At 65.8% G+C, this 25,590-nt stretch carries 33 protein-coding genes and 1 pseudogene; 24 read left to right on the top strand and 10 right to left on the bottom strand.

All coding sequences use genetic code 11. The features are described 5' to 3' along the window. Positions 1–70: 70 nt before the first annotated feature. Together FFS20_RS04365 and FFS20_RS04360 are read right to left on the bottom strand one after the other, a co-directional pair. Positions 71–445 (bottom strand): VOC family protein, encoded by a 375-nt coding sequence (locus FFS20_RS04365; protein WP_137824704.1) that lies wholly within the window; start codon positions 443–445, stop codon positions 71–73. Between the two features lie 215 nt (positions 446–660). Continuing rightward, a complete protein-coding gene (locus FFS20_RS04360) occupies positions 661–1,023 on the bottom strand; it encodes a DUF5655 domain-containing protein (protein ID WP_137824703.1) in 363 nt (120 codons plus the stop codon). Positions 1,024–1,294: 271 nt separating this feature from the next. On the opposite strand from FFS20_RS04360, the gene FFS20_RS04355 reads away from it, so the two are divergent. The 8 genes and pseudogenes from FFS20_RS04355 to FFS20_RS04320 all read left to right on the top strand — a co-directional run bounded on the left by FFS20_RS04355 (position 1,295) and on the right by FFS20_RS04320 (position 6,710). Then, positions 1,295–1,576, top strand: coding sequence for a type II toxin-antitoxin system RelE/ParE family toxin (locus tag FFS20_RS04355; protein ID WP_137824702.1), 282 nt, complete (start codon positions 1,295–1,297; stop codon positions 1,574–1,576). Next, positions 1,551–1,871 carry a HigA family addiction module antitoxin gene (locus tag FFS20_RS04350; RefSeq protein WP_137824701.1) on the top strand — a complete coding sequence of 107 codons (321 nt, stop codon included), beginning with the start codon at positions 1,551–1,553 and terminating at the stop codon, positions 1,869–1,871. The genes FFS20_RS04355 and FFS20_RS04350 overlap by 26 nt, the downstream gene beginning before the upstream one ends. A gap of 220 nt (positions 1,872–2,091) precedes the next feature. Continuing rightward, positions 2,092–2,550: an NUDIX domain-containing protein gene (locus FFS20_RS04345; RefSeq protein WP_137824700.1), complete on the top strand. Its 459-nt coding sequence runs from the start codon at positions 2,092–2,094 to the stop codon at positions 2,548–2,550. Between the two features lie 151 nt (positions 2,551–2,701). Continuing rightward, positions 2,702–3,103 carry a GNAT family N-acetyltransferase gene (locus FFS20_RS04340; protein ID WP_137824699.1) on the top strand — a complete coding sequence of 134 codons (402 nt, stop codon included), beginning with the start codon at positions 2,702–2,704 and terminating at the stop codon, positions 3,101–3,103. A gap of 273 nt (positions 3,104–3,376) precedes the next feature. Next, positions 3,377–3,676, top strand: a pseudogene (locus FFS20_RS04335) (HigA family addiction module antitoxin); the annotation flags it as partial. A 728-nt stretch (positions 3,677–4,404) separates the two neighbouring features. Then, positions 4,405–4,650 (top strand): hypothetical protein, encoded by a 246-nt coding sequence (locus tag FFS20_RS04330; protein WP_137824698.1) that lies wholly within the window; start codon positions 4,405–4,407, stop codon positions 4,648–4,650. 334 nt (positions 4,651–4,984) lie between these two features. After that, positions 4,985–5,338: a DUF1801 domain-containing protein gene (locus FFS20_RS04325; protein WP_137824697.1), complete on the top strand. Its 354-nt coding sequence runs from the start codon at positions 4,985–4,987 to the stop codon at positions 5,336–5,338. Positions 5,339–5,561: 223 nt separating this feature from the next. Further along, on the top strand, positions 5,562–6,710 hold the full coding sequence (locus tag FFS20_RS04320) for a heme-binding protein (RefSeq protein ID WP_137824696.1): 1,149 nt from the start codon (positions 5,562–5,564) through the stop codon (positions 6,708–6,710). Between the two features lie 25 nt (positions 6,711–6,735). Here the strand turns inward: FFS20_RS04320 and FFS20_RS04315 are convergent, their stop codons facing one another. The 3 genes from FFS20_RS04315 to FFS20_RS04305 all read right to left on the bottom strand — a co-directional run bounded on the left by FFS20_RS04315 (position 6,736) and on the right by FFS20_RS04305 (position 9,379). Then, entirely contained in the window at positions 6,736–7,005 is a 270-nt protein-coding gene (locus FFS20_RS04315) for a DUF3263 domain-containing protein (RefSeq protein ID WP_137824695.1), read from the bottom strand. A 116-nt stretch (positions 7,006–7,121) separates the two neighbouring features. Next, positions 7,122–8,267: a glycerol dehydrogenase gene (locus FFS20_RS04310; protein WP_137824694.1), complete on the bottom strand. Its 1,146-nt coding sequence runs from the start codon at positions 8,265–8,267 to the stop codon at positions 7,122–7,124. A 161-nt stretch (positions 8,268–8,428) separates the two neighbouring features. Then, positions 8,429–9,379 (bottom strand): LysR family transcriptional regulator, encoded by a 951-nt coding sequence (locus tag FFS20_RS04305; protein WP_137824693.1) that lies wholly within the window; start codon positions 9,377–9,379, stop codon positions 8,429–8,431. Positions 9,380–9,508: 129 nt separating this feature from the next. On the opposite strand from FFS20_RS04305, the gene FFS20_RS04300 reads away from it, so the two are divergent. Both FFS20_RS04300 and FFS20_RS04295 read left to right on the top strand, forming a co-directional pair. Continuing rightward, positions 9,509–10,747 (top strand): MFS transporter, encoded by a 1,239-nt coding sequence (locus FFS20_RS04300; RefSeq protein WP_137824692.1) that lies wholly within the window; start codon positions 9,509–9,511, stop codon positions 10,745–10,747. Positions 10,748–10,775: 28 nt separating this feature from the next. Beyond that, complete coding sequence (locus tag FFS20_RS04295) at positions 10,776–11,228, top strand: acetyltransferase (RefSeq protein WP_137824691.1); 453 nt, start codon at positions 10,776–10,778, stop codon at positions 11,226–11,228. A 34-nt stretch (positions 11,229–11,262) separates the two neighbouring features. On the opposite strand, the gene hchA is transcribed toward FFS20_RS04295, so the two are convergent. Next, complete coding sequence (gene hchA, locus FFS20_RS04290; protein WP_137824690.1) at positions 11,263–12,123, bottom strand: glyoxalase III HchA; 861 nt, start codon at positions 12,121–12,123, stop codon at positions 11,263–11,265. Between the two features lie 177 nt (positions 12,124–12,300). Between hchA and FFS20_RS04285 the strand changes: the two genes are divergently transcribed. From FFS20_RS04285 to FFS20_RS04275, 3 genes are all read left to right on the top strand, one after another. After that, positions 12,301–12,873, top strand: coding sequence for a GNAT family N-acetyltransferase (locus tag FFS20_RS04285; protein WP_137824689.1), 573 nt, complete (start codon positions 12,301–12,303; stop codon positions 12,871–12,873). An 80-nt stretch (positions 12,874–12,953) separates the two neighbouring features. Next, positions 12,954–13,676: a class I SAM-dependent methyltransferase gene (locus FFS20_RS04280; RefSeq protein ID WP_249356657.1), complete on the top strand. Its 723-nt coding sequence runs from the start codon at positions 12,954–12,956 to the stop codon at positions 13,674–13,676. A 51-nt stretch (positions 13,677–13,727) separates the two neighbouring features. Next, entirely contained in the window at positions 13,728–14,126 is a 399-nt protein-coding gene (locus tag FFS20_RS04275; RefSeq protein ID WP_137824687.1) for a DoxX family membrane protein, read from the top strand. Positions 14,127–14,141: 15 nt separating this feature from the next. On the opposite strand, the gene FFS20_RS04270 is transcribed toward FFS20_RS04275, so the two are convergent. Beyond that, the gene (locus FFS20_RS04270) at positions 14,142–14,636 is read right to left on the bottom strand and encodes a DinB family protein (protein WP_137824686.1); all 495 of its coding nucleotides are present in this window, start codon (positions 14,634–14,636) and stop codon (positions 14,142–14,144) included. A 189-nt stretch (positions 14,637–14,825) separates the two neighbouring features. Here FFS20_RS04270 and FFS20_RS04265 point away from each other — a divergent pair, with 189 nt between their 5' ends. Then, on the top strand, positions 14,826–15,512 hold the full coding sequence (locus FFS20_RS04265) for an SDR family oxidoreductase (RefSeq protein ID WP_137824685.1): 687 nt from the start codon (positions 14,826–14,828) through the stop codon (positions 15,510–15,512). On the opposite strand, the gene FFS20_RS04260 is transcribed toward FFS20_RS04265, so the two are convergent. After that, complete coding sequence (locus FFS20_RS04260; RefSeq protein ID WP_137824684.1) at positions 15,505–16,143, bottom strand: dihydrofolate reductase family protein; 639 nt, start codon at positions 16,141–16,143, stop codon at positions 15,505–15,507. The genes FFS20_RS04265 and FFS20_RS04260 overlap by 8 nt on opposite strands. Positions 16,144–16,235: 92 nt before the next feature. Here FFS20_RS04260 and FFS20_RS04255 point away from each other — a divergent pair, with 92 nt between their 5' ends. From FFS20_RS04255 to FFS20_RS04245, 3 genes are all read left to right on the top strand, one after another. Further along, positions 16,236–16,727: a helix-turn-helix domain-containing protein gene (locus FFS20_RS04255; RefSeq protein WP_137824683.1), complete on the top strand. Its 492-nt coding sequence runs from the start codon at positions 16,236–16,238 to the stop codon at positions 16,725–16,727. A 103-nt stretch (positions 16,728–16,830) separates the two neighbouring features. Then, on the top strand, positions 16,831–17,022 hold the full coding sequence (locus tag FFS20_RS18060; RefSeq protein WP_137824682.1) for a hypothetical protein: 192 nt from the start codon (positions 16,831–16,833) through the stop codon (positions 17,020–17,022). Then, a complete protein-coding gene (locus tag FFS20_RS04245; RefSeq protein ID WP_171006978.1) occupies positions 17,015–17,485 on the top strand; it encodes an SRPBCC domain-containing protein in 471 nt (156 codons plus the stop codon). The genes FFS20_RS18060 and FFS20_RS04245 overlap by 8 nt, the downstream gene beginning before the upstream one ends. Here the strand turns inward: FFS20_RS04245 and FFS20_RS04240 are convergent. Beyond that, positions 17,475–18,362: a carbohydrate kinase gene (locus FFS20_RS04240; RefSeq protein WP_137824680.1), complete on the bottom strand. Its 888-nt coding sequence runs from the start codon at positions 18,360–18,362 to the stop codon at positions 17,475–17,477. The genes FFS20_RS04245 and FFS20_RS04240 overlap by 11 nt on opposite strands. A 202-nt stretch (positions 18,363–18,564) precedes the next feature. Between FFS20_RS04240 and FFS20_RS04235 the strand changes: the two genes are divergently transcribed. The 5 genes from FFS20_RS04235 to FFS20_RS04215 are packed head-to-tail and all read left to right on the top strand — an operon-like array spanning position 18,565 to position 23,569. Continuing rightward, positions 18,565–19,290 carry a DUF2695 domain-containing protein gene (locus FFS20_RS04235; protein WP_171006977.1) on the top strand — a complete coding sequence of 242 codons (726 nt, stop codon included), beginning with the start codon at positions 18,565–18,567 and terminating at the stop codon, positions 19,288–19,290. Positions 19,291–19,327: 37 nt separating this feature from the next. Further along, positions 19,328–20,410, top strand: a complete 1,083-nt coding sequence (locus FFS20_RS04230; RefSeq protein WP_137824678.1) for a nucleoside hydrolase — start codon at positions 19,328–19,330, stop codon at positions 20,408–20,410. After that, on the top strand, positions 20,403–21,245 hold the full coding sequence (locus tag FFS20_RS04225; protein WP_137824677.1) for a histidine kinase: 843 nt from the start codon (positions 20,403–20,405) through the stop codon (positions 21,243–21,245). Before FFS20_RS04230 ends, FFS20_RS04225 begins: the two co-directional genes overlap by 8 nt. Beyond that, positions 21,246–22,052: an energy-coupling factor transporter transmembrane component T gene (locus tag FFS20_RS04220; RefSeq protein ID WP_137824676.1), complete on the top strand. Its 807-nt coding sequence runs from the start codon at positions 21,246–21,248 to the stop codon at positions 22,050–22,052. Beyond that, positions 22,049–23,569 carry an ABC transporter ATP-binding protein gene (locus FFS20_RS04215; protein ID WP_137824675.1) on the top strand — a complete coding sequence of 507 codons (1,521 nt, stop codon included), beginning with the start codon at positions 22,049–22,051 and terminating at the stop codon, positions 23,567–23,569. The genes FFS20_RS04220 and FFS20_RS04215 overlap by 4 nt, the downstream gene beginning before the upstream one ends. Positions 23,570–23,616: 47 nt before the next feature. Here FFS20_RS04215 and FFS20_RS04210 read toward each other — a convergent pair whose 3' ends face one another. Further along, complete coding sequence (locus FFS20_RS04210; protein WP_212743284.1) at positions 23,617–23,907, bottom strand: YrhK family protein; 291 nt, start codon at positions 23,905–23,907, stop codon at positions 23,617–23,619. A 355-nt stretch (positions 23,908–24,262) separates the two neighbouring features. On the opposite strand from FFS20_RS04210, the gene FFS20_RS04205 reads away from it, so the two are divergent. Further along, complete coding sequence (locus FFS20_RS04205; protein ID WP_137824674.1) at positions 24,263–24,724, top strand: VOC family protein; 462 nt, start codon at positions 24,263–24,265, stop codon at positions 24,722–24,724. A gap of 133 nt (positions 24,725–24,857) precedes the next feature. Then, positions 24,858–25,553 carry a PepSY domain-containing protein gene (locus FFS20_RS04200; RefSeq protein ID WP_137824673.1) on the top strand — a complete coding sequence of 232 codons (696 nt, stop codon included), beginning with the start codon at positions 24,858–24,860 and terminating at the stop codon, positions 25,551–25,553. The last annotated feature ends 37 nt before the right edge of the window (positions 25,554–25,590 follow it).

The following is a 25,590-nucleotide window of genomic DNA, read 5'->3' as shown; positions in this document are numbered from 1 at the left end:
ATCTGTGAGGGTGAGTTCGATGATCCAGGGCCCCGGTTCCGTGATGGAACCGGGGCCCTGTTGTCGGGAATCACAGGTAGGGCTGCGTGATCAATTCGAGGTAATGCCCTGAGGGGTCGAGCAGGTAGACGCCTCGTCCACCGTGCTCGTGGTTGATCTCGCCTGCACGGGTGCGCTGAGGATCTGCCCAGTGGTCGCGTCCGCTCGCCGTGATCTGCGTGTAGGCGCGATCGAAATGTGCATCATCGAGTCGGTAGGCGTAGTGCTGTGGTGGGAAATCGATCGGCGGGGTCGCGAACTGAAGCAGTACGCCGTCGCCGATCTGGAGGTTGAGGAACGGGCCCCATGCGGGGGCGTCGTCGGCCTCGAGAAGATCGCGATAGAACCGGGCCATTTCGGTCGGGTCCGTGGACGCGATGATCGTGTGGTTGAAGTGTGCTGTCATGGTTCTCCTTGTTGTCTCGTGGGTGAAAGTGGCTTCACTCACGCAAGGAGGTGCGCGGATCAGGGAACGACCAGATTGCCGTTCCGGGAGCGGCCGACAGCGGCCTGGCTGGTCATCATCGTCATCATCTTAGTGGATCAGCGGGAGCGGTCTCGCGCTCACCTCCGATGCCGCTGCTGGAGGTTGGTCGTGCCGGAGCCTGGTGGAGTTCCGGTTCACTGTGCAGCTGTGGGGCCTTCTTTGCCGCCCCACGCCCTGGCCAGTTCGAACCAGTTCCGGTTCGCGACCAAGGTGATCGTCTCGGCGGAGTCGACGGTGATCTGGTGAGTGAACTTGTCCGCGCGGAACGGGATGATCTCGTCTACGACCGGATCCTCGTGTGGTTCGTACATGTCGAGCGTCAGAAGCGACCGCGTCCGAGTGACGGGTGTGAGCCAGGCGAACTGGCGCTTCACGCGGTATGCCACCTGGGTGCGGGCGAATTGCTCCTCTGCCCCTCCGGCCGCTGCGATCGATGAGGCGAAGGCTTCATAGTGAGCTCGAAGAGAGCCCGGGAACAGTGTGTCGGGTCCTGTCATCGCGCGTCCTCCTGACGGAGATCACCTCGGTCAACCATTGTACGCATCGATCTCGTCGTTGCCGAGCGAAGTCGTGACGATGCGTACAGTCGGTCGATCAGAAGTACGTCGCCCTGCAGCGCAGGTCGTCGTGGGCGAGCTGGCCCTGTGGCGGCGACCGAAAGGGGATGGTGTTGCCGGGTGACAATCTGATGGCTGGTCGTGCCGGAACCCGGTGGAGTTTTGGTTTAACGCTTAGCGGTATTGACGAATTCCGTTATATAGTTGTTCCATGATCAGATCGTTCGGCAGTAAGGAAACCGAGCGCATCTGGCATGAGCAATACGTCAAACACGTAGACCGGATGGTCCAACGAGCGGCTCTGCGAAAGCTCGAATTGATCCACGCGGCGAACGATGTCGAGGATCTGAGGATTCCGCCAGGGAATCGTCTGGAGCGACTCGTCGGAGATCGTGCGGGTCAGCACAGCATCCGGGTCAACGCGCAATGGCGCATCTGCTTTGTCTGGAGAGAGGGAGGAGCGGACGATGTCGAACTCGTCGACTACCACTGAGAGTGACCTGATCGAGCCTGTCCATCCGGGAGAAATCCTGATGGAGGATTTTATCGAGGGTTTCGGGATCACCCAGAACAAGCTTGCAGTGTCCATCGGAGTGCCGCCGCGCCGAATCAACGAGATCGTGCACGGCAAGAGGGGGATCACCGCAGATACGGCGATTCGGCTGGCACGGTACTTCGGGACCTCGGAGGAATTCTGGATGAACCTGCAGTCAAACTACGAGCTGCGGATCGAACGTCGGACACTGCGGGACAAGGTCGCCGCGATCACGCCGCTGCAGGTTGCGTGACGCGTGTCCGAAATAACGATGAACATTGTCGTTGACCAGCGTGCTCGACGTTTGGGATTGTTGTGAAGTACCAATTCAATGTAAATCGTCAGTGGCGCACCCCGCGGGCAGGGCGACTGAGATCTCGTCGTGCTTGTACTCACTCGAGCCGGCGACTGTCTGGTGTCTAATTTGATCGGTTCTGTTCAGTCGATGCGCGAACACAATAGGCTGTTGTCCGATGGCCCTTTCAACTCGTACCGCAGCGCGGGTAATTTTGCTCGATCCCTCGTCACGCGTGTTGCTTTTCGAGGGACGCGATCTTTCAGATGGTGACGATATCGTGCGATTCTGGTTCACGGTGGGCGGCGGCGTAGAACATGATGAGTCTCTCACCGACGCTGCCGCGCGTGAGCTGCGTGAAGAAACCGGACTGACTGGATTGTCGATAGTGGGCCCGTTCCATCGCCGAGTTGCGAACTTCCTCAACCACGGCGAACGCGTCCTTCAGACCGAACATTTCTTCGCCGCGCGAGTCACCGCTGCCTCAGCACTCAAGTGCGAGGGATGGACGGAGCTGGAACGTGTAGCGATGACACGGTGGCGATGGTGGTCGCAGGCTGAGCTGAAAAGCACGACCGTAACGTACTTTCCCAGGAATCTTCCGCAACTTATCGCGAGGGCAATTGAGCTTGTTTAAGGAGGATCACGATGGAAACGTTCACCTCTGCGTCTGGCGTCGGATCGGGGGGCTTCGCTGATCGTCTTTTGGCGCGTACTCTAACGACGGTCTATGATTCGCACGCCATTGCTGACGTCTTCTGCCGCGTCCCATGTCAGGCTGAGTTCCGATGACTGTTGAGTTTCAGATTTCGCCCGACCTCGATGACCGGAAGCTGTCGGACCTGCACCATCAGGCATTCGGAACAGAGTCGACGGCAGTTTTCCCGTGGTCAGCTCGTCTCGAACGGCACAGCATCTTCTGGGTGACGGCAGAGGTCGAACAGCATCTTGTCGGATTCGTCAATGTCGTTGGGGACGGCGGTGCCCACGCCTTCATCCTCGATACCGCTGTACTGCCGGCATACCAAGGTCAGGGTCTTGGCTCCAAGCTCATCGACATGGCAGTTGCCGAAGCCCGCGACCGAGGATGTGAGTGGATGCACGTCGATTTCGAGCCTCGCCTCGCAGACTTCTATCTGAAAGCGAACAGGTTCTATCCGACGCAGGCGGGACTGCTTCGGTTGCAGTGAGGATCGTCCGTGCAGCAATGTCCCCGAATTCCGGTGCGAAACGACACTCTGGCGCGCCATCAAAGTATGGTCCCCAGCATCTGGGAGAGGCACCCAGCGACTGGGTGTCGACCGAGAGCCTGTCCGTGAAGGATGATCTGTGACTAATGTTCGCCATACCGATTAGCTCGAAGGTGTCAACGGAGTTCTAGCGTGACAGCGCAATATTTGTTCTAATGACCAAAAACGGATCTGTTTCACACTGACGGACGTCGCACGTAAGGGCTGGGGTCGTTGACTCGCGTTGGCAAGATCGAGCCGATCCACCCAGGGGAGGTCCTCATTGAGGACTTCATCGAGGGATTCGGTGTGACCCAGAACAAACTCGCCGTGTCGATCGGTGTGCCCCCGCGGCGGATCAATGAGATCGTGCACGGCAAGCGCGGGATCAGCGCAGACACGGCACTGCGCCTCGCGAGGTACTTCGGTACGTCTGCGGAGTTCTGGATCAATCTGCAGAGTCACTACGAGCTCGACCGTGCGGAAGAACACGCGGGGGAGCAGATCGCGTCGATCACCCCGCTGAGCGTCGCGTATCGCGTAATGGGCGAAGCTATCCAGAGCGCGGCACCCGACACGTCTGGCTTTACCCTGCAGGTCTACGTGCCTACTGATCAAGTCGCTTCGGCGCGGCAGTTCTATGCCCGTCTCTTCGGGCGAGAACCCGACTTCGAACCTCACGATGACTTCCTTGAGTGGGCACCGATCGCCGGGCAGGAATGCTTTTTCCAGGTGGCTGGCCGGTCGCCCGCACTCGCTCTGGGAAGCCGAGTGCGGTTCCGTGTGCGCGATCTTGCGGCAGCTGTGGCGTTCTTGGACGAGTGCGGCATTGCGCATTCAGTTCCCGCTCGGTTGCCGGATGTGGTCGCCTTTCTCAACTTCGCCGATCCGTGGGGCAATCAGCTCGGTTACTACGAGGACCTTGTGCCGACAGAACAGCAACGGACGTACTCGGGTACCTCGGTATCCGACGAATCTCAGTTCGAAGACCATCAAGTCTGAGGGCCATGCCGATGGCACGGCGAGACTGCCCAATGCCGAAGAGAATCGACGATGCCCCGAACCAACGTGTATGACGGAGTGGTCCTACGCAGGCTCTGACACTCACACTTTGCCGGCTTTTGCAGTGGTAATCGGGCAACATGTTCGCATGCGGACGAGCGCGGATTCGTCGGCACCAGCACATCCCTCAAGCACGCCTATGAATGCGATGATGAGGAGCCGATGTTCGGCCCGCCCAACCATCACTGCGAAGGGATCGAATGACGATGACATCCGACCGTGGGAGGTTTGTGCGCCGACTCGTCGCCGTCGGCATCGCCATTTCGGGGTGGGCGATCGCACTCCTCGTCGTCCGCGTGGGGTTGGACTGGTCAGATTCGCAGCCGTATGCACCCTGGGTTGAGACGTACTACATCGTTCTTGCCATCACGGCTGTGCTTCTCGCTGTCGTGGCAACCGTCACCGGAGGACTGCTGTGGCATCGAGCCCGACTTCGCCCCGAGTGAACCGAGACGTGAATCGGTCGCCCGAAGCACATGACGGTCATCGTTGACCGGAGCGATGCCCGACCGGAAGCGCCCGGGTCTGCTGAGCCGAGGCCGGCGAGACCTGCCCGGACAGACGCTGACTGTCCTGCGACCAATGGGCACCAGATGATGAGTGTCGTTTAGACTGAACTCGGTGGCGCTCAGCGTCACCTCCTGCACTTCCACGTGAGGATCACGTGAATCATCGCGGAGAGACTTGAGTTCCTCAGGACAAGTCCGGATGGGGTGCGGCGCTCCAACGCGCCGACTTCTGCCCGCCGATGTTCGACATCGGCCGATGAAAGGACATGACATGTCATCGAAAGATGAGAAGAACCTCACGCAGGTCATCGACAAGATCGCAGCCATGGATGAGCCGAGACGCTCGACTATGCAGCAGGTGCACGACCTCATCGTGGCGACCGCACCGGAGCTCAAACCCAGGATCTGGTACGGGATGCCCGCCTACGCCGCCTCCGCGAGCACTCCGGCACTGATCACCCTGCGCAACGACGAACGGCTGAACCTCGCGCTCACCGAGAAGGCTCCCTTCCGAGCTGCAGGTGGTGAGGACGGCTCGCTCATGCCTGCGGCCTGGTACTTCGAGACCGTGGATGCCGACGCGGAGAAGCGAATCGCGGAGATCGTTCGCTCGGTGGTTGGCTGACAGCATTGCACAGTGCTCTTCCCGGCGATGGGCTCTCGCCGGGAAGAGCACGGGTCGGTGCCCGAGTGCTCCTGAGCAGACCTGTTCAGGCCATGCACGGATGTGGCAAGATGGCTTTCCTCAGATGAGGCAACGGGGTCGAAGAGTGCGGTGACCCGGACGGCGGCTGAACGCCGTGCCCGCTCGATCTGAGTTTTCCGGATTCCTCGAAGGAGAGTGCGCGATGTCAGAGTCAACGGTTCGCTTCAGCCCGGACAACAGCAATGTGCTCTCGTGTCTGGGCGGTCTGCAGGAACTCGCGGGCTCTTGGCGCGGACACGGATTCAACCTGATCTCCCGACCCGACTACTCCGGGCACGCGAATCTCTATCTCCAGCTCAACCAGACCGAGGAAACCTACGACGTCACACCGATCGGCTCACCGGTGCCCAACCGTGCCTGCGGCGGAGACGGCGTCGATCTCCACGGCCTCACCTACCTGCACAAGGTCAGCGACAAGGACACCCACAGCGCGCTGCACATCGAACCCGGCATGTGGATGATCCAACCACCGGCCGAATATCCGCCCCTGCGCAACCCCTCGAACGGGCAGATCGTCTACCGCATGTCGTCGATCCCGCACGGCAACACCCTCATCGCCCAAGGAACGGTCGTGCCGTTCTCCGGTGTGCCACCGGTGCTTCCGATCGGCGACCAGCCGTACGGCTACTCGGACTTCCTCTCGTTCAACAGCACCCCGATCACCGGCGTGACACCGCCTGAGGAAGCGATCATGAACGCGGCAGGCAGTTCGGAGGCCGGAACTTCACGCACCGACCACCTCAAACCGTTCCAGCAGTTCGACCTCAGCGTCCCCGAAGGCCCGGAGAACCCCCGCACTCCCTATGACACGCACCCTGCGGAGCCACCGCTGCCCGACCACATCCTCGGCGTGCCGATGCAGGACGTCGTCAACGATCCCATTCGCCTTCTCCAAGCCGATATTCATGACAAAGTCGAGGCCGGTTACTCGATCGACGGAGTCGCGATCAACGTGATGACGCAGGCCAAGGTCGGCTTCCGCAAACACCGGAACGACCCGTATGGCCCGCACGTCACCGTCGAACCGCAGCTCGCCGAGGGCGGTCTGACGAACTCGCCCTTTCTGCTCGGGGGCGTGCCGACGGGAGACAAAGGGCCGAACGCGCAGACCACCCTCGTCTACGCGACCATGTGGGTTGAGAGGCTCACCCATCCGGACCAGCCGACGATCATGCAGATCCAATACGCACAGATGTGCGTCCTCAACTTCCGCATCCTGCTCATGCCGGACCAGGGCATCGTCGGTTGGCCGCACATCTCGGTGGCCACACTTCGCAAGACCTTCGGCTGATCGCCCAGCGCCATCCACGATCGCCCTACGGCATGAACGAACGCCAGCGGCCCTTTCGCCGCTCGAAGGCGAAGCGCTCTGAGCGCAGTCGGCGGATGCGCGTGACGACATCCGGGGCGTAGCTGAACGCCGCGTCGGTGTCAGCGAGTCCGTCGAGCACCGCAGGGTATCTCTCGACGGCCAGTTCGATGCGACGGCACAGGATCACGCGGGTATCCGCCGATGACGGTGACCGCTCGAAGTCGAGGATCATCCGATCATGCGCGGAGAGCTCGTTGACGGTGCCTGGAACCACGACGCTCAGTCTCACACGAACCCATCGACGTATACGAACCCCGAGGTCACAGCGCCGAGGTTCGCATCACGTCGATCAGGCGAGGAGTCCGATCAGTGCAGGCGGGAGGCGATACCTCAGTGCCCCTTCGCCTCGTACTTCTTCGGCTCGGGCAGGCCGCGCTCAGCCCGCACTCGGCGCGAGACGGATTCGACCGCGCGGAGGGCGTCGACGACCATCTCCGGGGTCACCGGGAACGGCATGTTGTGGATCGTCTCCTCGGGCACGGTCGCTGCCTTCGCCACCGCTTCAAGCTCCTTCGTGTCATCGGGACTCAGCCCCACCTCGGTGAGGGTGTTGGGCAGACCGACGAGGGTCGTGAACTCGATGAAGTCCTCGATCTCCTCGGCATCGGCGCCTTCCATGATCAGCTGGGCGAGAGTACCGACGTTGACCTTCTGCCCGTGGGCGAGACCATGCGTCTGCGGAGCCGCGGTCAGCCCGTCGTGGATCGCATGGGCAGCGGCCAGCCCACCGGCCTCGAAGCCGAGACCGGACAGCAGGGTGTTCGCCTCGACGACGGCCTCGAGGGCCGGGGTGACGGTCTTCGCGTTGACCGCGTCGATCGCCGCCATTGCGTTGTCGTGGAGGATTTCCCAGCTCAGATGCGCCAGCGCGGTGCCGGCCTGGGTCGGGCGGCCGCCGGACATCGTCTCGCCGGTGCCGCGTGCCGTGGCCCGCGCTTCGATCCAGGTCGCGAGCGCATCGCCGATGCCGGCGATGAGGAAGTTCACCGGTGCGTTCGCCACGAGCTGGGTGTCGATGAGGACGAGATCGGGGTTCTTGTGGAAGAAGCGGTACTCGAGGAATTCGCCGTCAGCGGTGTAGACGACCGACAGGCCCGAGGTCGGGGCGTCCGAGGACGCTGCGGTGGGAATCGACGCCCACTTGATACCGGCCTTGTGCCCGGCGGCCTTGGCCGAATCGATCGCCGAACCTCCGCCGAGGCCGACGACGACATCGTGACCGCCCGACCGGATGCGGTCGACCAGGCCGTCGATCGTCTCGGGTGTGGCGAAGCCGCTGAACGACTCGCGGACGACGTCGATGCCCGCGTCCTTGAAGCTCTTCTCGATCGGTGCTTCGACAAGACCCCACACGGTGTCGTCGGCGATGAGCAGCGGAGTGGAGCCGAGGGGTGCGAGATGCTCGGCGAGGTCGGCGATGACGTTCTTCCCCTGGACGTAGTGCGAGGGGCTGGAGAATGCGTACTGGGTCGTCATGGGGTCTGTCCTTCCTGCGTGCGGCTTCCCGAGCCGACGTGGCGAGCCGTGGATGAGACCCGTCGGTCAGCCGATGGGGATCGCTCCTGTGCCGGAGCGCGCGGCCAGTCTATGCCCGTCGCCGAGGCGTCTCCACCTGACAAGGTGACTGTTCGATCACGTCAGCGGCGTCCGGCTCTGCTCGGATCCCCGTGGCCAGCGGCTTTGCCGCTGTCGCCGTCGCCGGCGTCCTCTGCCTCGGCGTCGTCGAGAAGCTCGACGAGGGCGGTGAGCGCGGGCGGCTGCCAGCGGCGCTGGTGACAGATGAGTGAGATGCTCCAGTGGAGTGCTGCGTCGCGCAACCCCAGGGTGACGACGCCCGGGGCCTGTCTGACAGCCGATTCGGGAAGCAGGGCGATGCCGAGCCCGTTGCGGACGAACGCGAGGATCATCGCCGCTGTCGAGGATTCGACCATGACCGATCTGCGCAGGCCCACCGCGCGGAAGGCATCGTCGGCGATCGCGCGGAGTCCGAAGCCGGCAGGGAAATCGATGAACGGATCCTCAGCGATGTCGGCCAAGGTCACGGTCGACTGCGTGGCGAGCTCATGGTCATCTGCGACGACGAGGACGACCGGTGTGCGCGCGATCTCGCGCACCGACAGCGCCGGATGCGGCGTGGGATCCGAGGAGAACGCCGCGTCGAGCTGGTTGTCGATGACATCCTGGCGCATGCCCACCGATCCGGTCGGTGAGGAGATGAGCTGCAGTTCGACGGCGGGGTAGCGCTGCCGGAAGCGGGCAAGCAGGTCCGGCAGGTCGAACGGCGGTTCGAAGGTCGGCGCACCGAGGCGAAGCCGACCGCTGACCACCCCGTCCGCGCGCCGCACCGCTGCCAGGGCCGCCTGCTCATCGGCGAGCAGGCTCTGTCCCCGCATGAGCATCTCCGTCCCGGCAGGGGAGAGGTGGAACTGCCGCGTCGTCCTGATGATGAGCGACACGCCCACTTCGCGCTCGAGGGCCTTGACTCCGGCCGACACCGTTGACTGCGAGACGTGGAGGGACTCGGCGGCACGGGTGAAGCTCTGGGCGTTCGCAACGGCGACGAAGTACTCGAGCTGACGAAGGTCCATCCACCAATTATCGCATAAGGCGATTTCTCCAATCCGAATTATTCGTTGGACACGATGGCTGGGTGGGAGCACAGTGGAAACGGCGTCCGGTGGACAGGACGCTCCGAGCACCGAGAGGCAGGAACCCGAATGACGACGACACTCAACCGCGACCGCAGAGCAGTGAGCACCCGACACGGCGTCGGGTTCTGGCTCGTCGCCGCCGCCTTCCTCATCGGCATGGCCTACTCGACGCTGCCGACCCCGCTCTACCCGCTCTACGCCGAACGCGACGGCTTCTCGACGTTCGTCGTCACGATCGTCTTCTCGGTCTACGCCGTCGGCGTCGTCATCAGCCTCATCCTCGTCGGCCACATCTCCGACTGGGTGGGACGCAAGCGCATCATCATCCCCGCGCTCGCCCTCGAGGCCGCCTCGGCGATCATCTTCCTGCTCTGGCCCGACCTCCCCGGACTCATCGCCGCCCGGTTGATCTCGGGACTCGGCGTCGGCATGCTCACCGCCACGGCGACGGCGCACCTGCACGAACTCCACAGCCGTCACCGTCCGCGCGCAGCCACCTCGGCCCGCTCTGAGGTCGTCTCGATCGCTGCGAACATCGGCGGTCTCGGTCTCGGCCCGCTCGTCGCCGGCTTCCTCGCCCAGTACGTCACGGGTCCCCTCGTCGTGCCCTACCTCGTCTTCCTCGTCCTTCTCCTCGCGTCGATCGCCGCGGTCTGCCTCGCCCCCGAGACCGTCGACGTGCTGCCGTCGCGGCCGAGCTACCGCCCCCAGCTTCCTGGCGGCGCTGGATCGGGGTCAGGATTCTGGCAGGCGGGAGTCGCGGCGCTCGCCGCGTTCTCCGTCTTCGGTGTCTTCACCTCGGTGACTCCGGAATTCCTCGCCGAGGCGCTCCACGAACCCAGCAGACTCATCGCCGGTGCGGTGACGTTCGTCGTCTTCGCCGCCGCCGCGCTCGCCCAGACCGCAACCCAGCGGATGACACCGCTGGTGCGATTGAGGGTCGGCGTGCTCGCCGAGATCATCGGGTTCGGATTCCTCGTCGCCGGCTCGGTCTCGGCGAGCCTCGTGCTCTTCCTCGTCGGGGGAGCGGTCGCCGGTGCCGGGGCCGGCTTCCTCTTCAAGGGCGCGGTCGGCACGATCCTCGCGACCACCTCGGCGGACCGTCGCGGAGCGGCCCTGGCCGGTCTCTTGCTCGTCGCCTACCTCGGTCTCATCGTCCCCGTCGTCGGTCTGGGCCTGGCGGTCACGATCCTGCCGTCGACGACGGCGATGATCGGGTTGAGCATCATCCTCGTCATCGTGCTCGCCGGACTCGGTCTCAGCACCGTCCCCGGGGTGGGCCGGTCGGAGGCAGCGCGCGGGTGAGGGCCAGCGGTCGACTACGCTTGTCGACATGGCCCGCTCCCTGCACATCCGCCCGGCACGAGGCGCCGACGACTATCCGCGGCTCGTCGGCATCTGGCGTTCGTCGGTGCTCGCGACGCACGATTTCCTCGCCGCTGACCACCGTGACGCCATCGAGGAGCGGCTGGCCTCGGACTATTTCCCGAATGTCCGTCTCACCGTCGCCGAATGCGGCGGTGTCGCCGTCGGCTTCGCCGGCACCGCCGATGGCAGCCTCGAGATGCTCTTCATCGACGCCGACCACCGAGGCGAGGGAGTCGGGACGAAGCTTCTCGACCATCTCATCGCCGCCGAGGACGTGACGGCCGTCGACGTCAACGAGCAGAATGAGCAGGCGTACGGGTTCTACCTGCGCCGCGGGTTCACTGTCACCGGACGCAGCCCCGTCGACGCCGCCGGTCTGCCGTATCCGCTGCTCCATATGACAATGGCCCGGGGCTGAGTGCCCGGGGCCTGATGGCAGACCCAGACCGGTGTCAGTTCCCGAACTGTTCGAGCAGCGCCTTCGCGGAGTCCTTCCCGAGCTGGTTCGCCGCAAGCGGACTGTCGCCGGTGAGGAGGTTGCGGTCGCGCGTCGTCGCTCCCGTCATGTCCTCGTTGGCGATCTCGATGCCCGCCTTCGTCAGCGCCTTCCCGAGCGCCCACGGCATCTTGCCCGGCAGGTAGCCGATCTCGATGTTCGCGCCCTCATCGAGGGTGTCCGGGAACGCGACGATCCGGTATCCGGCGAACGGGTTCTCATCGCGGCCGACACCGGAGGCCAGCAGTGCGGCCGGGCCGTGGCAGAGGGTGATGATGAGACGGTCGTTGTCGAGGAAGTAGTCGAGGGTCTCGCCGAGGACAGCGCTGAAGGGAATGCCGTTCATCGCACCGTGACCGCCGGGAATGAAGATCGCCGCGTAGTCGTCGAGACCCTGTTCGAGCACCTCGGTGAGCTTCTTCGGCGCCTTGAACGCTTCCTTCGTCGCCTCCCACTCCGCGGTGACGGCTTCGTCGTCCTTCGGGTAGGCCCACCATTCGAACTTGCCCGGTTCCCCGTCGAGGGTCGCGATGTCGATTGCGTAGCCGGCCTGGGCGATGTGGTACATCGGCAGGAGCGTTTCGACGGGGTGGTTGCCGGTGGAGAAGAACGTCTCGTTCTGCATGAGCATGTAGCGCTCGTCGGTGGCGATGACGAGCACCTTCCACTTGCCGCCCGTGTACGTCTCGTCGGTGCCGAGGCCGTCGAAATCGGTCGTCGGCGCCGTGTACTGCGACAGCGAGTACGGCGACGGGAAGTAGGCGTTGTTCTCCGCCGGGTCCGGGGTGGGCTGGCGGTCCTGTGCTGAGTCAGCCATGGGATTCCTTCCGCAGAGCGTCGCCGAGGTTGTCCCCGGCTGGCAGCAGATGTGCAAGGCATCTTGCTGCTCGGTACGGCTTCAACCTAGTTCATGGTCCGTGTGCGCACAAGAGACCAACGCCGCCGGTGGGCCGAGAATCGGCTGTGAGCCCAGCGGATGTGACACGATGAGCCCATGTCACCGCCGACACCGATGCTCCCGACCCCGACGCTCACCACGGACCGTCTTCGCCTGCGGCCGTTCGCGGAGGCCGACGCCGAGGCGCTCTATGCGCTGCAGTCGAATGCGCGGGTGCTCGAGTACTGGGATTCACCGCCGTGGACCGACCGGACGATGATCGCGCGCTTCATGGACGGCTGCCGGAGCATGGCGGAGAACGGGACCGGCGCACGGGTGGCCGTCGAACGGAGCGCAGACGCCGCGTTCATCGGCTGGGTCACGTTCAACAGCTGGAACCCCGATTTCCGGAGCGGATCCCTGGGATTTTGCTTCGCCGAGGAGGTCTGGGGACGCGGTTACGCGACCGAGGCGGCCGGGGCTCTGCTGGCATGGGCGTTCGACGCCCTCGACCTCAATCGTGTGCAGGCCGAAGCCGACACGCGCAACATCGGTTCGGCCCGCGTGCTCGAGAAGCTCGGCTTTCGCCGGGAGGGGACCCTGCGCGAGGACTGCATCGTGGCCGGTGTGGTCTCCGATTCCTGGGTCTACGGGCTGCTGAGGAGGGAGTGGGACCATGGCTCGGATTGAGCTGCGTCCGCTGCTCGGCTATGTTCAGGCGACAGTCACCGATGTTGGCGGCACAGCGGAGATTGTTTGGGCGGGCAACGGTGGGTGACTACCATCCGTGGATCGTCGAGCTCTATGACAGCGACAATCCCGGCGGTGTTGACCATGAGTACTTCCGTGCGCTCGCTCACCGAATGGGTGCCCGACGGATCCTCGACCTCGGCTGCGGGACGGGACTGCTCACGCGCTCGCTCGCCGTGGACGGACGCCGAGTCGTCGGAATCGATCCGTCGGCCGCGATGATCGCCTTCGCGGCGAGTCGAGAGGAAGGACAGCGCGTCGAATGGATCAACGGCGATTCGACTGCGGTCCCGGCCGAGCGCTTCGACCTCGTCATCATGTCGGGAAACGTCGCCCAGCACATCAGCGACCCCGACTGGCAGGGCACTCTCCTCGACGTCCGCGCTGCACTGCGCACAAATGGAGTCCTGGCCTTCGAGAGCCGCAATCCGAGCGCTCGCGCGTGGGAGACGTGGTCGCAGCCCGAGGCGACGACGCGGATGACCGGACACGGGCCGCTGGAGGAATGGGCCGAAGTCGACGACCTCGGCGAAGGTCGCATCCACGTCCGGTTCTCGAATCGTTTCGTCGACACCGATGAGGTCCTCGTCGAGGACGAGACCTTCGTATTCCGCAGCAGGGAAACGCTGGCAACACAACTGACGGCAGCCGGGTTCGCCGTCACCGAGGTGTGGGGTTCCTGGTCACGTCGAGCATTCGTCGGAACCGAACCGCTCTTCATCATCGAGGCGCAGGCAGTGTGATCGGCGCGTAGACTGCCTCGGGTCAGCCGTCCGCGCCCAAGGGGGTCCGTCGTGTTCACCGCGCCGCCGCTCGTCATCGCCGTCGTCCTGTTCCTGGTGCGCGGTCTGCTCGCCTTCACGTTCTTCCACGAATCACTGCTCAAGCTCAAGGACGTGCGCCGCTTCGCGAAGAACGACGGCCTCCCGCTGCCGCTGGCCTGGTTCGTGCCGATCGCGGAGTTCGCCGCCGCCCTGTCCTTCGCCACCGGTGTGCTCGCCCAATTGGCCGGCATCGGCGTCGTCGTGCTCATGCTCATCACGATCTCGATGCAGAACTTCCGGTGGCACAGCAAGTACTGGGCCGCCGACAACGGGTGGGAGTACGACCTCTTCCTCCTCACCCTCGCCGCGGTGATCGCAGTCTTCGGCGCCGGCCCGATCGCGATCCCGACGTTCTTCGGCATGGCGTAGCGGGATCAGCCGAGGTCAGCGGGGCACTCCGGCGGCATAGGCCGCCTGCCCGGCGTGCTGGGCGGCATCGTCGACGATCGAGACGAGGCGGACGCCGCGAGTCACCGGGGGAGTCCAGTTCTCATCGATGACGACGTCGAAGTCCTCCGCGCTCAGCCGGTTCGCGTAGTCGATGAGGGCGCTGAGTGCAGCGGTGGCGTAGTCGACGAGGAGCCCCTGATCGTTGACGACGATCTCCGAGGCCTGCTCGGGGGTGTGCCCGTAGCCGATGGTGTCGCCGATCGGACCGAGGTCGAAGCGGTCGCGGAACCGCTCCCACACCTGGTCCTCCCCGGTGAGGCCGGCGAGCTGGACATCGACCTCGCGTCCGATGTGCCACAGCAGCCACGCGACGGAATTGGGATGGGACCCCGGGTGAGCGTTGAGCTCCTCGGGGGTGAGTGTCGGCAGGTTCGCGATCGTCTCGAGGGGACGCTTGGCGACATCGGCGAAGAGCTCAGTGATCGTCATGCCTCCCATTGTGCTCCGGCAGGGCCGGTTTGAGAGCCGCCGCGCACAGAATTCTTCAGCCCGTCCCTTCCCCGGGATGACAGCGATCGCACGCGATCGGCACCAAACGCCGGGCCGCCTCGGCGGAATAAATGAGCGCCGGTCGCGGCTGTTGTGGGCACCACCTATCGTCAACGAAGGAGCAACCACATGTCGGACTCAGGTCGCGTCGTCATCCTCGGCGGACACGGGAAGGTCGCCCTGCTGGCGGCCCCGAAGCTCACGGCCGCCGGCTTCGCCGTCGACTCGGTCATCCGCAACCCCGACCAGGCCGGTGACGTCGAAGCCGCCGGGGCGCATCCGGTCGTCCTCGACATCGAAACCGCGGACACCGATGCCCTCGCCGAGGTGTTCGCCGGCGCCGCGGCGATCGTCTTCTCCGCGGGGGCCGGCGGTGGCAGCCCCGAGCGGACCAAGGCCGTCGACCTCGAGGCCGCCAAGCGCGCGATCGATGCCGCCGAACAGGCCGGAGTCAAGCGCTTCGTCATGGTCTCCTTTGCCAGTGCGAGCGTCGACCGCGACCGCGTCGACCCCGAGAGCTCGTTCTACCCCTACGTCGAGGCCAAGGCCGGGGCGGACGCCTACCTGCGCGCCAGCGACCTCGACTACACGATTCTCGGACCCGGCGGTCTGACCCTCGAGCCCTCCAGCGGCAAGGTCCTCATCGCCGATGCGGCCGGCGATCTCGATGGTGAACGCCCGGCAGACGAGGTGCGGGTAACCTCCCGCGAACTCGTCGCCGATGTCATCACCTACGTCATCGCCAATGACGCCGACGTGCGAGAGACCGTGAACTTCTACGACGGTGCGACCCCGCTCGCCGAGGCTCTCAGCTGAGCCGATTCCACAGCCGGTGAGTCAGTCCGCTGGGCGTGCTCACCGATTCGAGTGCGAAGCGCTCGTCGATGACGCCGGGATCGTCCCACAGTCGCACCCCGGTGCCGAGGACGATCGGCACGGTGATCGTGTGCATGAAGTCGACGAGGTCGGCGTCGAGGAACTGTCTGATCGTCGACGGGCCGCCGCCGAGCCGGACATCGAGTCCGCCCGCGGCGGCCCTCGCCGTCTCCAGGGCCGTGGCGGGGTCGGCGTCGATGAAGTGGAAGACGGTGCCGTTGGCGAACTCGATGGGCGGCCGAGGATGGTGGGTGAGGATGAAGCACGGAGTCCCGAACGGCGGCGCATCATCCCACCACCCCTGCCAGCCGTCATCGGGCCACGGCCCGGTCTGGGGGCCGAACTTCTTGCGGCCCATGATCTCAGCGCCGATGCCCTGCCCCCACATGCTGAAGAGCGCACGGTCGACGGTGATCGGGGCATCAGCGCGATCGACGCCCATGATGACGCGACCGTCGAAGCGGGAGAAGAGCGCCGCGGCGTCGCCGATGGGCTCATCAAAGGTGACGTGGTCGCCCGCGGCGAAGCCGTCGAGGGAGACGAAGAGATTGTGAATGCGCGTGCGGAACATCGTTGTCCTCCGGAGCCGGTCGATTGTCGGCGACAATGGACCCCAGCGTAGGATGATGCACTTGCAGAACACAACCACCTGAGGGAGGGCGCGTGGCTGGGCAACCGCGGTCAGGATGTGCGATCAATGCCGCCGTCGAGGTGCTCGGCGATTCGTGGAGCCTCATCATCCTCCGCGACATCGTCTTCGGCGGTCGCCGCCGCTTCCGGGAGCTGCTCACGCAGAACAACGAGGGCATCGCCTCGAACATCCTCGCGAGCCGACTGAAGAAACTGGTGGACGAAGGGCTCCTGACCAAGGCGGAGGCGGTCCGCGGTCAGAAGGTGACCTACTCCCTCACCGAGGCGGGGATCCAGACCCTGCCCGTCATGGTTGCACTCGGAACCTGGGGGATGACCTACCGACAGACCTCGCGCGAACTCACCGTGCGCTCCCGCCTCCTCGCCGAATCGCCGGATCTCGTGGACGGGCTCATCGACGAACTGCGCGAGACCCACCTCGGTGTTCCGCGCCCCGATCCGGATTCACCGCGCGCTTCGGAACGGCTGCAGGCTGCCTTCGAAGCGGAGATCGCCGGAAGCTGAGTCGGTCGTCGAACCTGGTTGCGGCCGGCGCCGATGATCGGCGGATTGCCGTGCTGCGGTCGCTTGGACGATTCTGTTGTCTGATCCTTCGAGGTGTGGTTCCATGGAAAAAGCAGTTGCAAAATGCAATCGCCTTGATCCGAATACTGATCCCGAAGGAGCGATCATGGTGAGCGGACTCATGGCCGGCATCAGCGTCGGCAGCGAGCAGGACTCGCCGTCCCCTGGGGTCGGGTGCCGCTTTCTCCCGATCACCGATCCGGACGGAGACCAGGTGGTGTTCTTCGGTGAGTGAGTTCGCAGACGATCAGGGCGCACCTGTGACCGCGACGATCAGCCTCGGTGCTGATATCGCACACCCGGTCTCTGCAGTGTGGACCGCCTTCGCCGATACAGATCAGCGCGTGCAGTGGGGAGTCCCCGAAGGGGAGGAGATGGTCTGCGACATCGACGAATTCCGCCCCGGTGGATCGATCCGCGCCCGTTGTGGGGCGCCTGGAGCACTGGAGTTCGCATCGACTGGGCAGTACTGCGCTGTCATGCCGGAGCGTCACATCGTGACCACTGAGACGCTTACCAAAGACGATGAGATCCTCTCGACCGCCATCATCACCTGGACCCTGACGGCCACCTCGACGGGCACCAGAGTCGAGCTCGTCGACCAGGTCGTTTCCTTCGTCGGTCAGGGGATGATCGACGGTCACCGCAACGGCCACGACATCTGCCTGCGACAGCTCGGCGCATTCCTCAGTTCGTGAGATCCGCAGCCCACGGAAGGTCGGCGCCGATACGGCCGACGGTGATCCCGGCCAGAGCCGATGCCCTGTCGCCCAATGACGTCAGCTCCGCAATGCCGAGGTCGGACACCGCCGACGTCGCGGCATGCAGATCGTGGATGAGGGAGACCATGAACGTGTCCCCGGCCCCGATCGTATCCGCGACGTCGACCCGAGCCGAAGCCACCCTCACCCGCGCCGAGGCAGTCGCCAGGATTGCGCCCTCACCCCCGCGAGTCATCGCCACCAGGTCCGGACCAAGGCCGAGCAGGCGATCGACCTGTGCTTCTTCGGCGAGGTCGGGGTAGAGCCAATCGGCATCGACATCGCTGAGCTTGAGGACGTCGACGCGTGCGGCGAGTTCTTCGAAGCGGGCCAACGCCGCCGCGTGCCCGCCGATGATCGTCGGTCGGATGTTCGGGTCGAACGTCACCAGTCGCGTCGACGCGCGGTGGTCGTCGAGCAGGTCGTCGATCGTCGCTGCCCCGGGTGACAGGAATGCCGCGATCGACCCGATGTGGATGGCCTCCCAGCGCTCATCTTTGACCGGTGTCGGATCGGGATTCCAGCGCAGGTGGAAGTCGTATTCAGCCGACCCGTCGGCGGAGAGAGTCGCGCGCGCCGTCGAGGTCGCACCCTGAGGGGCTGCATGGACGGTGACGTTCGAGGCCCGCAGGTGCGAGAGGACGAATCCGCCGTGGAAGTCATTTCCGAGGTCCGTGAGCAGGGCAACCTCGTCACCGAGGCGACCGAGGCCGAGTGCGACATTGGCCGGCGCGCCTCCAGGGGCGTACCTGTCGGGTGCGTCGGGAGTCGCGACGATGTCGATGAGGGCCTCACCGATGACGAGAGTGGTCATCTGTCCAGTCTATGGATCGGCCGTGGTCGGCGACGCTGAATCGTCTGATCGCGCGGGAGCCGTTCTCGGTGCGCAGCCCGGGATGCGACCCGATGTGGATGGCTCGGACAATCGCACACCGGGGAAGGAGAATCGGACGCGACTCGAAACTCTCTGTGACCTGAGTCTCTCTCATGTCAGTGCCGGATGGCACCGTGAGGTCATGGACAACATCACGGAGAACCCAGAGATCAGGCAACACTACGACGACGATTCAGAGTCTCGGCTCAACCCCCTGCCGGGAGAATGCGTCGTCTGCTTCGTCCACCGACAACTCGCCGAGTTCGGGTGCGACGACACTCATCGCTTCGCCGAGCGCTTCCGGGAGCAGACGGCGCCGAGGGCCACCGCACTGATCCCGCGACTGCGAGGAATGGGAGCAGAGCACTGCGACTGCCAATTGTTCCGCGAAGTCTTCACCTTCGCACCACGGCCGCTGTTGGCTCGGGGCATCTTCGCTTCGACCATCGGCGGCAGGTTGGATGCCGAAGAGCTGACCGACATCGGAGTGTTCGCTGACCCGAGAGGGGACGGACGCGGCATCGGATACGGCCACCTGAAGACGGGCCGAACCGTCGATCGGTTCGACTGGTCGGACCGGCGCGAATACGTCGACACCGCCGGGTACGACGACGGAGTCGGATTCCCCGGCATGGACGGTCCCGTCGGATACACCGACATCTTCGGTTTCGCGGAGGACGACTACCCGTTCGGGCGCGAACGAGTCGACGCCCCGACACCGGCAGCGATCTATCTCTGCTGTCAGTACGTCCGCCGCGGCTCGACACAGGCGTGCGGCAATTGGCAGCGGGGGAGACGACGTTCGCGGTGGGCGGACCAGTGGAGGATGATGCCGCCGGACTACTCCAGCGGCCCCAGTCCCTTCTGACAGCTCTCCGGGTGGGCAGATCCGGCAGAATGACCGTATGACTCTGCCGCTCTTCCTCGACTGCGACCCGGGCATCGACGACGCGATCGCGCTCGCCTACCTCCTCTGCCAGGACGACATCGACGTCGTCGGCATCGCCGCCTCGGGCGGGAACGTCCCCACCGCGCAGGTCGTCGAGAACACGCTGGGGTGGCTCACGCTCGCCGGACACGACGACATCCCCGTCCACCCGGGCCATGCCCTGCCGCTGGTTCGCCAGGAGTCAGCGGGCGCGCAGACGCCACCCGGACCGACTGCGGGAGAGCCTGAGACCGCCGACATCGAGTACGCGGACCTCACCCACGGTCAGACCGGTGCCGGGTACGCGGCCCTGCCGGAACCGACGGTGCCGCTCAGCCCCACCTCGGCGGCACAGGCATGGGTCGACGCCGCCCGCGCGCACCCCGGTGAGCTCATCGGCATCGTCATCGGGCCGTCGACGAACCTCGCGCTCGCCCTGGAGATCGAACCCCGGCTGCCTCTCCTGCTCCGCCGTCTCTTCATCATGGGCGGGGCCTTCAACTACCGCGGCAACACGCACCCGACGACGGAATGGAACGTCACCTTCGACCCCGAATCGACCGCCGCCGTCCTCGCGGCATTCGACCGGGCCCGTCGCGAGCTCCCCGACATCGCTCTGCCCGTCATCGCCCCGATCGAAGCCACCGAAGCCGTGGCGATGACCCCCGAACGCTGGGCGGCCATCCTCTCAGGCGATGAGGACGACCGGTGGCACGCGGTGCTCCGGGAACTCGGCGAGGCCCTGCGCTTCTACTTCGAGTTCCACGAATGGGACGGACTCGGCTACCTCGCCCACATCCACGACCCCTTCGTCGTCGCCTGCGCCCTCGCGTGGGCCCGAGAACCCGACCGGCCGGAGAGCACCCTGCCCTGGGCGCGAAGCGCCACAGCACCGGTCGACGTCGAACTCACCGGTACACTCACACGAGGCGAAACCGTCGCCGACTGGCTGGGGCGGTGGGGGAGAGAACCCAACGCAGAGATCATCCGCTCGATCGATGCCGACCTCTTCCTCGACCACCTCGGCGCCACACTGAAGAAGGGACCACACCATGGTTAGAGACACGACCACCCGCACCCTGTCTGGGCAGGGGCCAGCCGCACCGACTGGTCCCGGACAAACCCCCATCACTCTCACCCTCACCGTCCTCGGTACCGCCGTCATCCTCGCGACCTACCTCGTCGTCCTCCTCACCCAGCCCGCCAACCTCGGCACCGACCTCGGCCACACGACCCTGTGGGTCATGGTCGGGTACCTCGCCGGCGGCATCCTCCTCGCGGCCGGCACCCTGCCGCTCATTCCGCGCAGCATCATCGCGCTCATCCCCGTGGCCATCGCCCTCAACATCGTCATCGGCCAGGTCGTCGGCACGCTCACCCCGATCCCGCTCTACCTCGACTCCATCGGCACCGTGATGATCGGCGTTCTCGCCGGACCGGCAGCCGGAGCGTTCACCGGCATTATCTCGAACCTCATCTGGGGAGTGACCCTCAACCCCAGCGTCATCGCCTTCACCACCGGCGCGGCCTTCATCGGCGCCGCCGCCGGATGGGCCGCCCGCCTCGGCGCCTTCCGCACCCCCTGGTTCGCGGTCCTCACCGGAGCGCTCGCGGGAATCCCCGCCGCAGCCCTCGGCGCCCCGGTGGCCGCCTACGTCTTCGGCGGCGGACTCGGGGCCGGGACCGGCGGCATCGTCGCGGTCCTCCAAGCGGCCGGACAGGAGATGCTCGCGGCGACTCTCGCCCAGAGCATCGTCTCCGACATCATCGACAAGGCGCTGATCTTCGGCCTCGCCTACCTCGTGCTCCGCACCCTGCCTCGCCGGATCCTCGACAGGTACCCGTTCACCGAGCACAGCCGTCCCCCGCAGGCGCGCGCCGCGCGTCTGAGCTGAATGGCGACAGCGATCCCGGAATCCCGAACCCGCTGGCATCCGGCCACCGACCTCATCGTCATGGCCTGCGCCCTCTTCCTCGTGTTCGGGATTCCGTCGCCGTTCGTCCCCGCCGCCGTCATCCTCGGCACGCTCATCGCCGCGGTGACGACGAGGAGGGTCTCTCTGGCCCGGTGGGCGCTGACAGTGGCGGCGCTGAGCCTGCCGCTGCTCATCGTCGTCGGACTCGTGCAGGGACTCTTCTACCCCGGGACAGCAGTGACCGTGCTCTGGCAGTCCGGGGCCGTTCGCGTCACCGTCGAAGGACTCGCGATCGCCGCCCAGATTTGGCTGCGGGTCACCGCGCTCATCGCCCTCGGCGCGCTGTTCGGGCTCGGCAACGACTCCGCGCGGCTCTTCGACGGTCTCATCGCCCTCCACCTGCCCGCAACAGTGGCCTACATCTGCGCCTCCGCGCTCAGCCTCCTCCCGGATGTGCGCCGACGTACCACCGAAGTCCTCGACGCCCTCGCCGCCCGCGGATGGCCGACGCACCGTTGGGGAACGCGGATCCGGCTTCTCCCGCGCATCGTCGCAGGCCTCTTCACCTCCCTGCTCGTCGGGGTCGACCAACGCCATGAGGTCCTCGACCAGCGCGGCTTCGCCCGCTCCGACCACGCAGTCGCCCTGCAGGATCACCGCGATGGTCGGGCGCAGTCCCTCATCCGCCGAGGCGGCCCCGTTCTCACGCTCATCCTCGTCGTCGCCTCGGTGGCAGGCCTCCTGCCCCTGCCCAGCGCCGACACGCTCCTCGGAGGTCGGGAATGAGCGCCGTGCTCGACCTCGCCGGGGTCGACGTCACGTACCGGACGTCGCAGGCGCCGGTGCTCTCCGACATCCGCCTGCGACTCGATCCCGGACGGATGCACGCGGTGCTCGGTCCGCAAGAGGCGGGGATCTCGACACTGGCCCGGCTCACCGTCGGACTGCTCAGCGAGCAGGCGACCGTGACCGGCCACGCGGTCGTCACCGACAGCGCCGTCATGCTCGGTGACGATCCCGAGGCGCAGCTGTCGGGGATGACGAGCATCGTCGGCGACGAGGTGCAGCTGCCGAGCCGACTCCACGGCGTGGCCGGGGAGCGTTCCCGGGCGGAGGCCACGGCTGCGCTCAATGCTTTCGGTCTCGGCGGTCTGTGGGACCGACGCCTCGACACGCTGTCCGGTGGACAGCGGCAGCTCGTCGCGCTTGCCGGTCTGCTCGCCCTCGACCCCGTGCTCCTCGTCCTCGACGAGCCCGCGCTCTCACTCGACCCGCGGATGCGCCGCAGTCTCATCGCCGGGCTGCGCGCCCACACGGACTCCGGGGGTGCGGTCCTCCTCACCGGTCATCAGTTCGACGACGTCGCCGAGGCCTGCGATGCCGTCAGCTTCCTCTCCTCGGGCATACTGAGCGCCGCCGTGGAACCGTCCTCCCTCGGAGACGCTGCGATCGCGGGGCACGGAGTGTGGACATCGGTGCCGGGGCGTGCACCCGGCCGGTCCCGAGACGCAGTCGCCCTCGCCTCCGAATCCGCTGAGCGGGTGCCCGCCGAACCTGACGCAGGACAGCAGGCCCCTCACCCACGCGCATCCGGTGCGCCCGTGCTCACGATCGACGGCCTGCGGGTGGAACGGGGTGAGGCGGTGGTCCTCGACGGCGTCGACCTGCGACTGCATCCGGGTGAGCTCGTCGCGCTCACCGGGGCGAACGGCGCCGGGAAGTCGACGCTGCTGCGGGCGCTCCTCGGCCTCCTCGACCGCAGGGCCACGGTGACGGGCGCAATGAGCGTGCGCCGCCTCGGCGAGGACATCTCCCTGCCGGGCATGCCCGCCTGTCGGCGAGCCGCGCATCTCGGGTGGGTCGGTCAGGACCCGGGCACTCAGCTCTCGGCAGCGACGGTGGCGAACGAGCTGCGGCGAGCCGCGCCCCTGCCCCGGCATCGGCGGCGTGAGCGTGAGGCCGTCGTCGCAGAGCGGACCGCGGCGGTCGCCTCGGCGATGGCATTGGTGGGACTCACCGAGGCGGCCGAGACCCATCCCTTCGACCTCGGGACTGCGCGGCGGAAGGACATCGTCATCGCCTCAGCGCTCATCACGGAACCGGCGGTCCTCCTGCTCGACGAACCCACACAGGGCAGGGACGCGGCGGCGATGGCACGGCTGAGCGCAGTCATCGCGGACTTCTGCGGGCGAGGCGGAGCCGTCATCGCGGTTACCCATGACCGACGGTGGGCGCGTTCGGCCGCCGACCGGATCGTCACGCTCGACGGGGGTCGCCTCGTCGCGGCGGGCGTCGACGTCTGAGCGCGGCCGGTATAGCCATTCAGGGGTGCGTGACCTGTGGGGCGTGCTCAGTAGTCGTAGGACGAATCGGTCGTCAGCGTGCCCGGGGTGCGGAACTTCTGGAGGTGGATGTGGCGGGTGAAGCGGATGACCGGGCGGATGAGCATCTCGATGCTCCCGAGGACGAAGAGGCAGGTGCCGGCGAACATGAGGGAATCGGAGAAGAACATGAAGCTGCCGATGAGGAACCACAGGCCGATGAGGACATCGTTGGCGATGCTGATCATCTGGTAGCGCTGGCGGATGACGATCTCGTCGTGTCCGATGTGCATGATGAGGTCGTGTTCCTGCGTGGTCAAGCAGTCCTCCGGAGGATGGGTGGGAAAAGGGCCGTTGTGATTTTACGCGGGGCCGCGGTGCGCGCGCCATCCGAGACCGGTCACGGCGGCGGACTCACAGGAAGACTCAGCCCGCGTGGAGGTCAGCCGGTGGTCGCTGCGGGCTGCGGACATGCGGCGCTGCCGACCAGGTCGCTCGGAGGCGGCGCCGATTGTGCAGTGCGACGCTTCGGAGCGTGGGCGCCGGATTCGACGGCACGTCATCGTCACGCACGCGTCATGCGGGGGACGAGCCGGCGCGGCCGTGTCCGTGGGTTCGGCTACAGTCAGAATCACCGACTCTCAACACGCGCCAGAATCTCAATGAGGAGACATCATGAGCCGTTCCGTGCAGATCACCGTTGACTGTCATGACCCGATCCTCCTCGCGAGGTTCTGGGCAGAGGTCCTCGGCTACGTCATCCCCGGTCCACCCGGGACCTCGCTGTCCGACGGGCAGGATCCGTTCGATGCATGGAGGGAGTTCCTCGAGGGGCTCGGCGTCGAGATGAGACCGGAGGACATGCGTGCCGCGATCGAAGACCCGGCCGGGCGCGGCCCGCGGGTGTTCTTCCAGACAGTCCCCGAGGACAAGACGGTGAAGAACCGCATCCACCTCGATGTCCGTGCCGCTCCAGGACTGCAGGGCGCCGATCGGATGGACGCCCTCGAAGCCGAATGCAATCGACTGGTCGCCCTCGGGGCCACGCGGTTGCAGCGGTTCGAACCGAAACCGCCGATGGAGGCCGGTTTCATCGTCATGGCCGATCCCGAGGGCAACGAGTTCTGCCTCGACTGAACCGGCTGCCTGGACCGGCCAGGCTGCCCGGATCGACCACGTTGCCGCGGTCGACTTGTCGGCCCGGACCGATCCGATGATAGTTCTCTTAGATTCCTGACGGGCTCTCGGCCGCGTTGCTACCGTGATTGGTATGAAGACTGCGAAGCCGACCTACCTCGCCGCTGTCGTCACGCTCGCCTTCAGCCTCTCCTTGACCGGGTGCGCCGGCGGGAATGCCGAATCCCAGAGCCCAGACGCCGCGTCGAGCCAGCCGACGCAGGCCGGAGCGGTCGGCTCCGCATCGGCTGAGGAGAGCGAACAAGCCGGCCAGACCGGGCAATCTGACCAGTCCGATCAAGCTGGCCAGACTGGTCAGTCCGGCCAGACTGGTCAGTCCGGGCTGTCGGCCGACGCCGACCTGAGCAGGGCCCAGCCGCAGGTGACGCCCGAGGACGCGATCACCGCAGCGCAGACCGAGGTCGGCGACGGCACCGTCCACGCCATCGAACTCGACCACGACCGCCGTGACGACGCGTGGCAGTACGAGGTGAAGATCCTCTCCGGCACGACGGACTACGACGTCACGGTCGATGCGGACTCCGGCGACGTCGTCAGCCGCGACGAGGACACCACCGACGACTCCGAGCAGGCCATCGACCTCAGCGCCCCGATGACCTTCGACGAGGCGCTCGGCCTCGCCGCCGGGCAGGGCACAGGGCGGCTGACGAGCTGGAAGCTCGAATCCGACGACGGTCGTATCGAGTATCAGTTCGACTACGAGGACGGCAGCACGGACACCGAGGTGACCGTCGACGTGGACACGAAGAAGGTCACCGTCGACAACTGAGGTGATCTCGCGACCGGTCCGACCCCTGTGTGTCACC

The sequence above is a fragment of the Brevibacterium sp. 2SA genome (genome assembly GCF_005502845.1).
Lineage (GTDB): Bacteria > Actinomycetota > Actinomycetes > Actinomycetales > Brevibacteriaceae > Brevibacterium.
The sequence above is the reverse complement of the archived record's forward strand: the minus strand, read 5'-3'. Positions and strand labels throughout refer to the sequence as shown.

Excerpts from the sequence above, each read along its gene's own strand:
- FFS20_RS04365 (WP_137824704.1), bottom strand. The coding sequence starts at position 445 with ATGACAGCACACTTCAACCACACGATCATCGCGTCCACGGACCCGACC.
- FFS20_RS04360 (WP_137824703.1), bottom strand. The coding sequence starts at position 1,023 with ATGACAGGACCCGACACACTGTTCCCGGGCTCTCTTCGAGCTCACTAT.
- FFS20_RS04355 (WP_137824702.1), top strand. The coding sequence starts at position 1,295 with ATGATCAGATCGTTCGGCAGTAAGGAAACCGAGCGCATCTGGCATGAG.
- FFS20_RS04350 (WP_137824701.1), top strand. The coding sequence starts at position 1,551 with ATGTCGAACTCGTCGACTACCACTGAGAGTGACCTGATCGAGCCTGTC.
- FFS20_RS04345 (WP_137824700.1), top strand. The coding sequence starts at position 2,092 with ATGGCCCTTTCAACTCGTACCGCAGCGCGGGTAATTTTGCTCGATCCC.
- FFS20_RS04340 (WP_137824699.1), top strand. The coding sequence starts at position 2,702 with ATGACTGTTGAGTTTCAGATTTCGCCCGACCTCGATGACCGGAAGCTG.
- FFS20_RS04330 (WP_137824698.1), top strand. The coding sequence starts at position 4,405 with ATGACGATGACATCCGACCGTGGGAGGTTTGTGCGCCGACTCGTCGCC.
- FFS20_RS04325 (WP_137824697.1), top strand. The coding sequence starts at position 4,985 with ATGTCATCGAAAGATGAGAAGAACCTCACGCAGGTCATCGACAAGATC.
- FFS20_RS04320 (WP_137824696.1), top strand. The coding sequence starts at position 5,562 with ATGTCAGAGTCAACGGTTCGCTTCAGCCCGGACAACAGCAATGTGCTC.
- FFS20_RS04310 (WP_137824694.1), bottom strand. The coding sequence starts at position 8,267 with ATGACGACCCAGTACGCATTCTCCAGCCCCTCGCACTACGTCCAGGGG.
- FFS20_RS04305 (WP_137824693.1), bottom strand. The coding sequence starts at position 9,379 with ATGGACCTTCGTCAGCTCGAGTACTTCGTCGCCGTTGCGAACGCCCAG.
- FFS20_RS04300 (WP_137824692.1), top strand. The coding sequence starts at position 9,509 with ATGACGACGACACTCAACCGCGACCGCAGAGCAGTGAGCACCCGACAC.
- FFS20_RS04295 (WP_137824691.1), top strand. The coding sequence starts at position 10,776 with ATGGCCCGCTCCCTGCACATCCGCCCGGCACGAGGCGCCGACGACTAT.
- hchA (WP_137824690.1), bottom strand. The coding sequence starts at position 12,123 with ATGGCTGACTCAGCACAGGACCGCCAGCCCACCCCGGACCCGGCGGAG.
- FFS20_RS04285 (WP_137824689.1), top strand. The coding sequence starts at position 12,301 with ATGTCACCGCCGACACCGATGCTCCCGACCCCGACGCTCACCACGGAC.
- FFS20_RS04270 (WP_137824686.1), bottom strand. The coding sequence starts at position 14,636 with ATGACGATCACTGAGCTCTTCGCCGATGTCGCCAAGCGTCCCCTCGAG.
- FFS20_RS04265 (WP_137824685.1), top strand. The coding sequence starts at position 14,826 with ATGTCGGACTCAGGTCGCGTCGTCATCCTCGGCGGACACGGGAAGGTC.
- FFS20_RS04260 (WP_137824684.1), bottom strand. The coding sequence starts at position 16,143 with ATGTTCCGCACGCGCATTCACAATCTCTTCGTCTCCCTCGACGGCTTC.
- FFS20_RS18060 (WP_137824682.1), top strand. The coding sequence starts at position 16,831 with ATGGAAAAAGCAGTTGCAAAATGCAATCGCCTTGATCCGAATACTGAT.
- FFS20_RS04240 (WP_137824680.1), bottom strand. The coding sequence starts at position 18,362 with ATGACCACTCTCGTCATCGGTGAGGCCCTCATCGACATCGTCGCGACT.
- FFS20_RS04235 (WP_171006977.1), top strand. The coding sequence starts at position 18,565 with ATGGACAACATCACGGAGAACCCAGAGATCAGGCAACACTACGACGAC.
- FFS20_RS04230 (WP_137824678.1), top strand. The coding sequence starts at position 19,328 with ATGACTCTGCCGCTCTTCCTCGACTGCGACCCGGGCATCGACGACGCG.
- FFS20_RS04225 (WP_137824677.1), top strand. The coding sequence starts at position 20,403 with ATGGTTAGAGACACGACCACCCGCACCCTGTCTGGGCAGGGGCCAGCC.
- FFS20_RS04220 (WP_137824676.1), top strand. The coding sequence starts at position 21,246 with ATGGCGACAGCGATCCCGGAATCCCGAACCCGCTGGCATCCGGCCACC.
- FFS20_RS04215 (WP_137824675.1), top strand. The coding sequence starts at position 22,049 with ATGAGCGCCGTGCTCGACCTCGCCGGGGTCGACGTCACGTACCGGACG.
- FFS20_RS04205 (WP_137824674.1), top strand. The coding sequence starts at position 24,263 with ATGAGCCGTTCCGTGCAGATCACCGTTGACTGTCATGACCCGATCCTC.
- FFS20_RS04200 (WP_137824673.1), top strand. The coding sequence starts at position 24,858 with ATGAAGACTGCGAAGCCGACCTACCTCGCCGCTGTCGTCACGCTCGCC.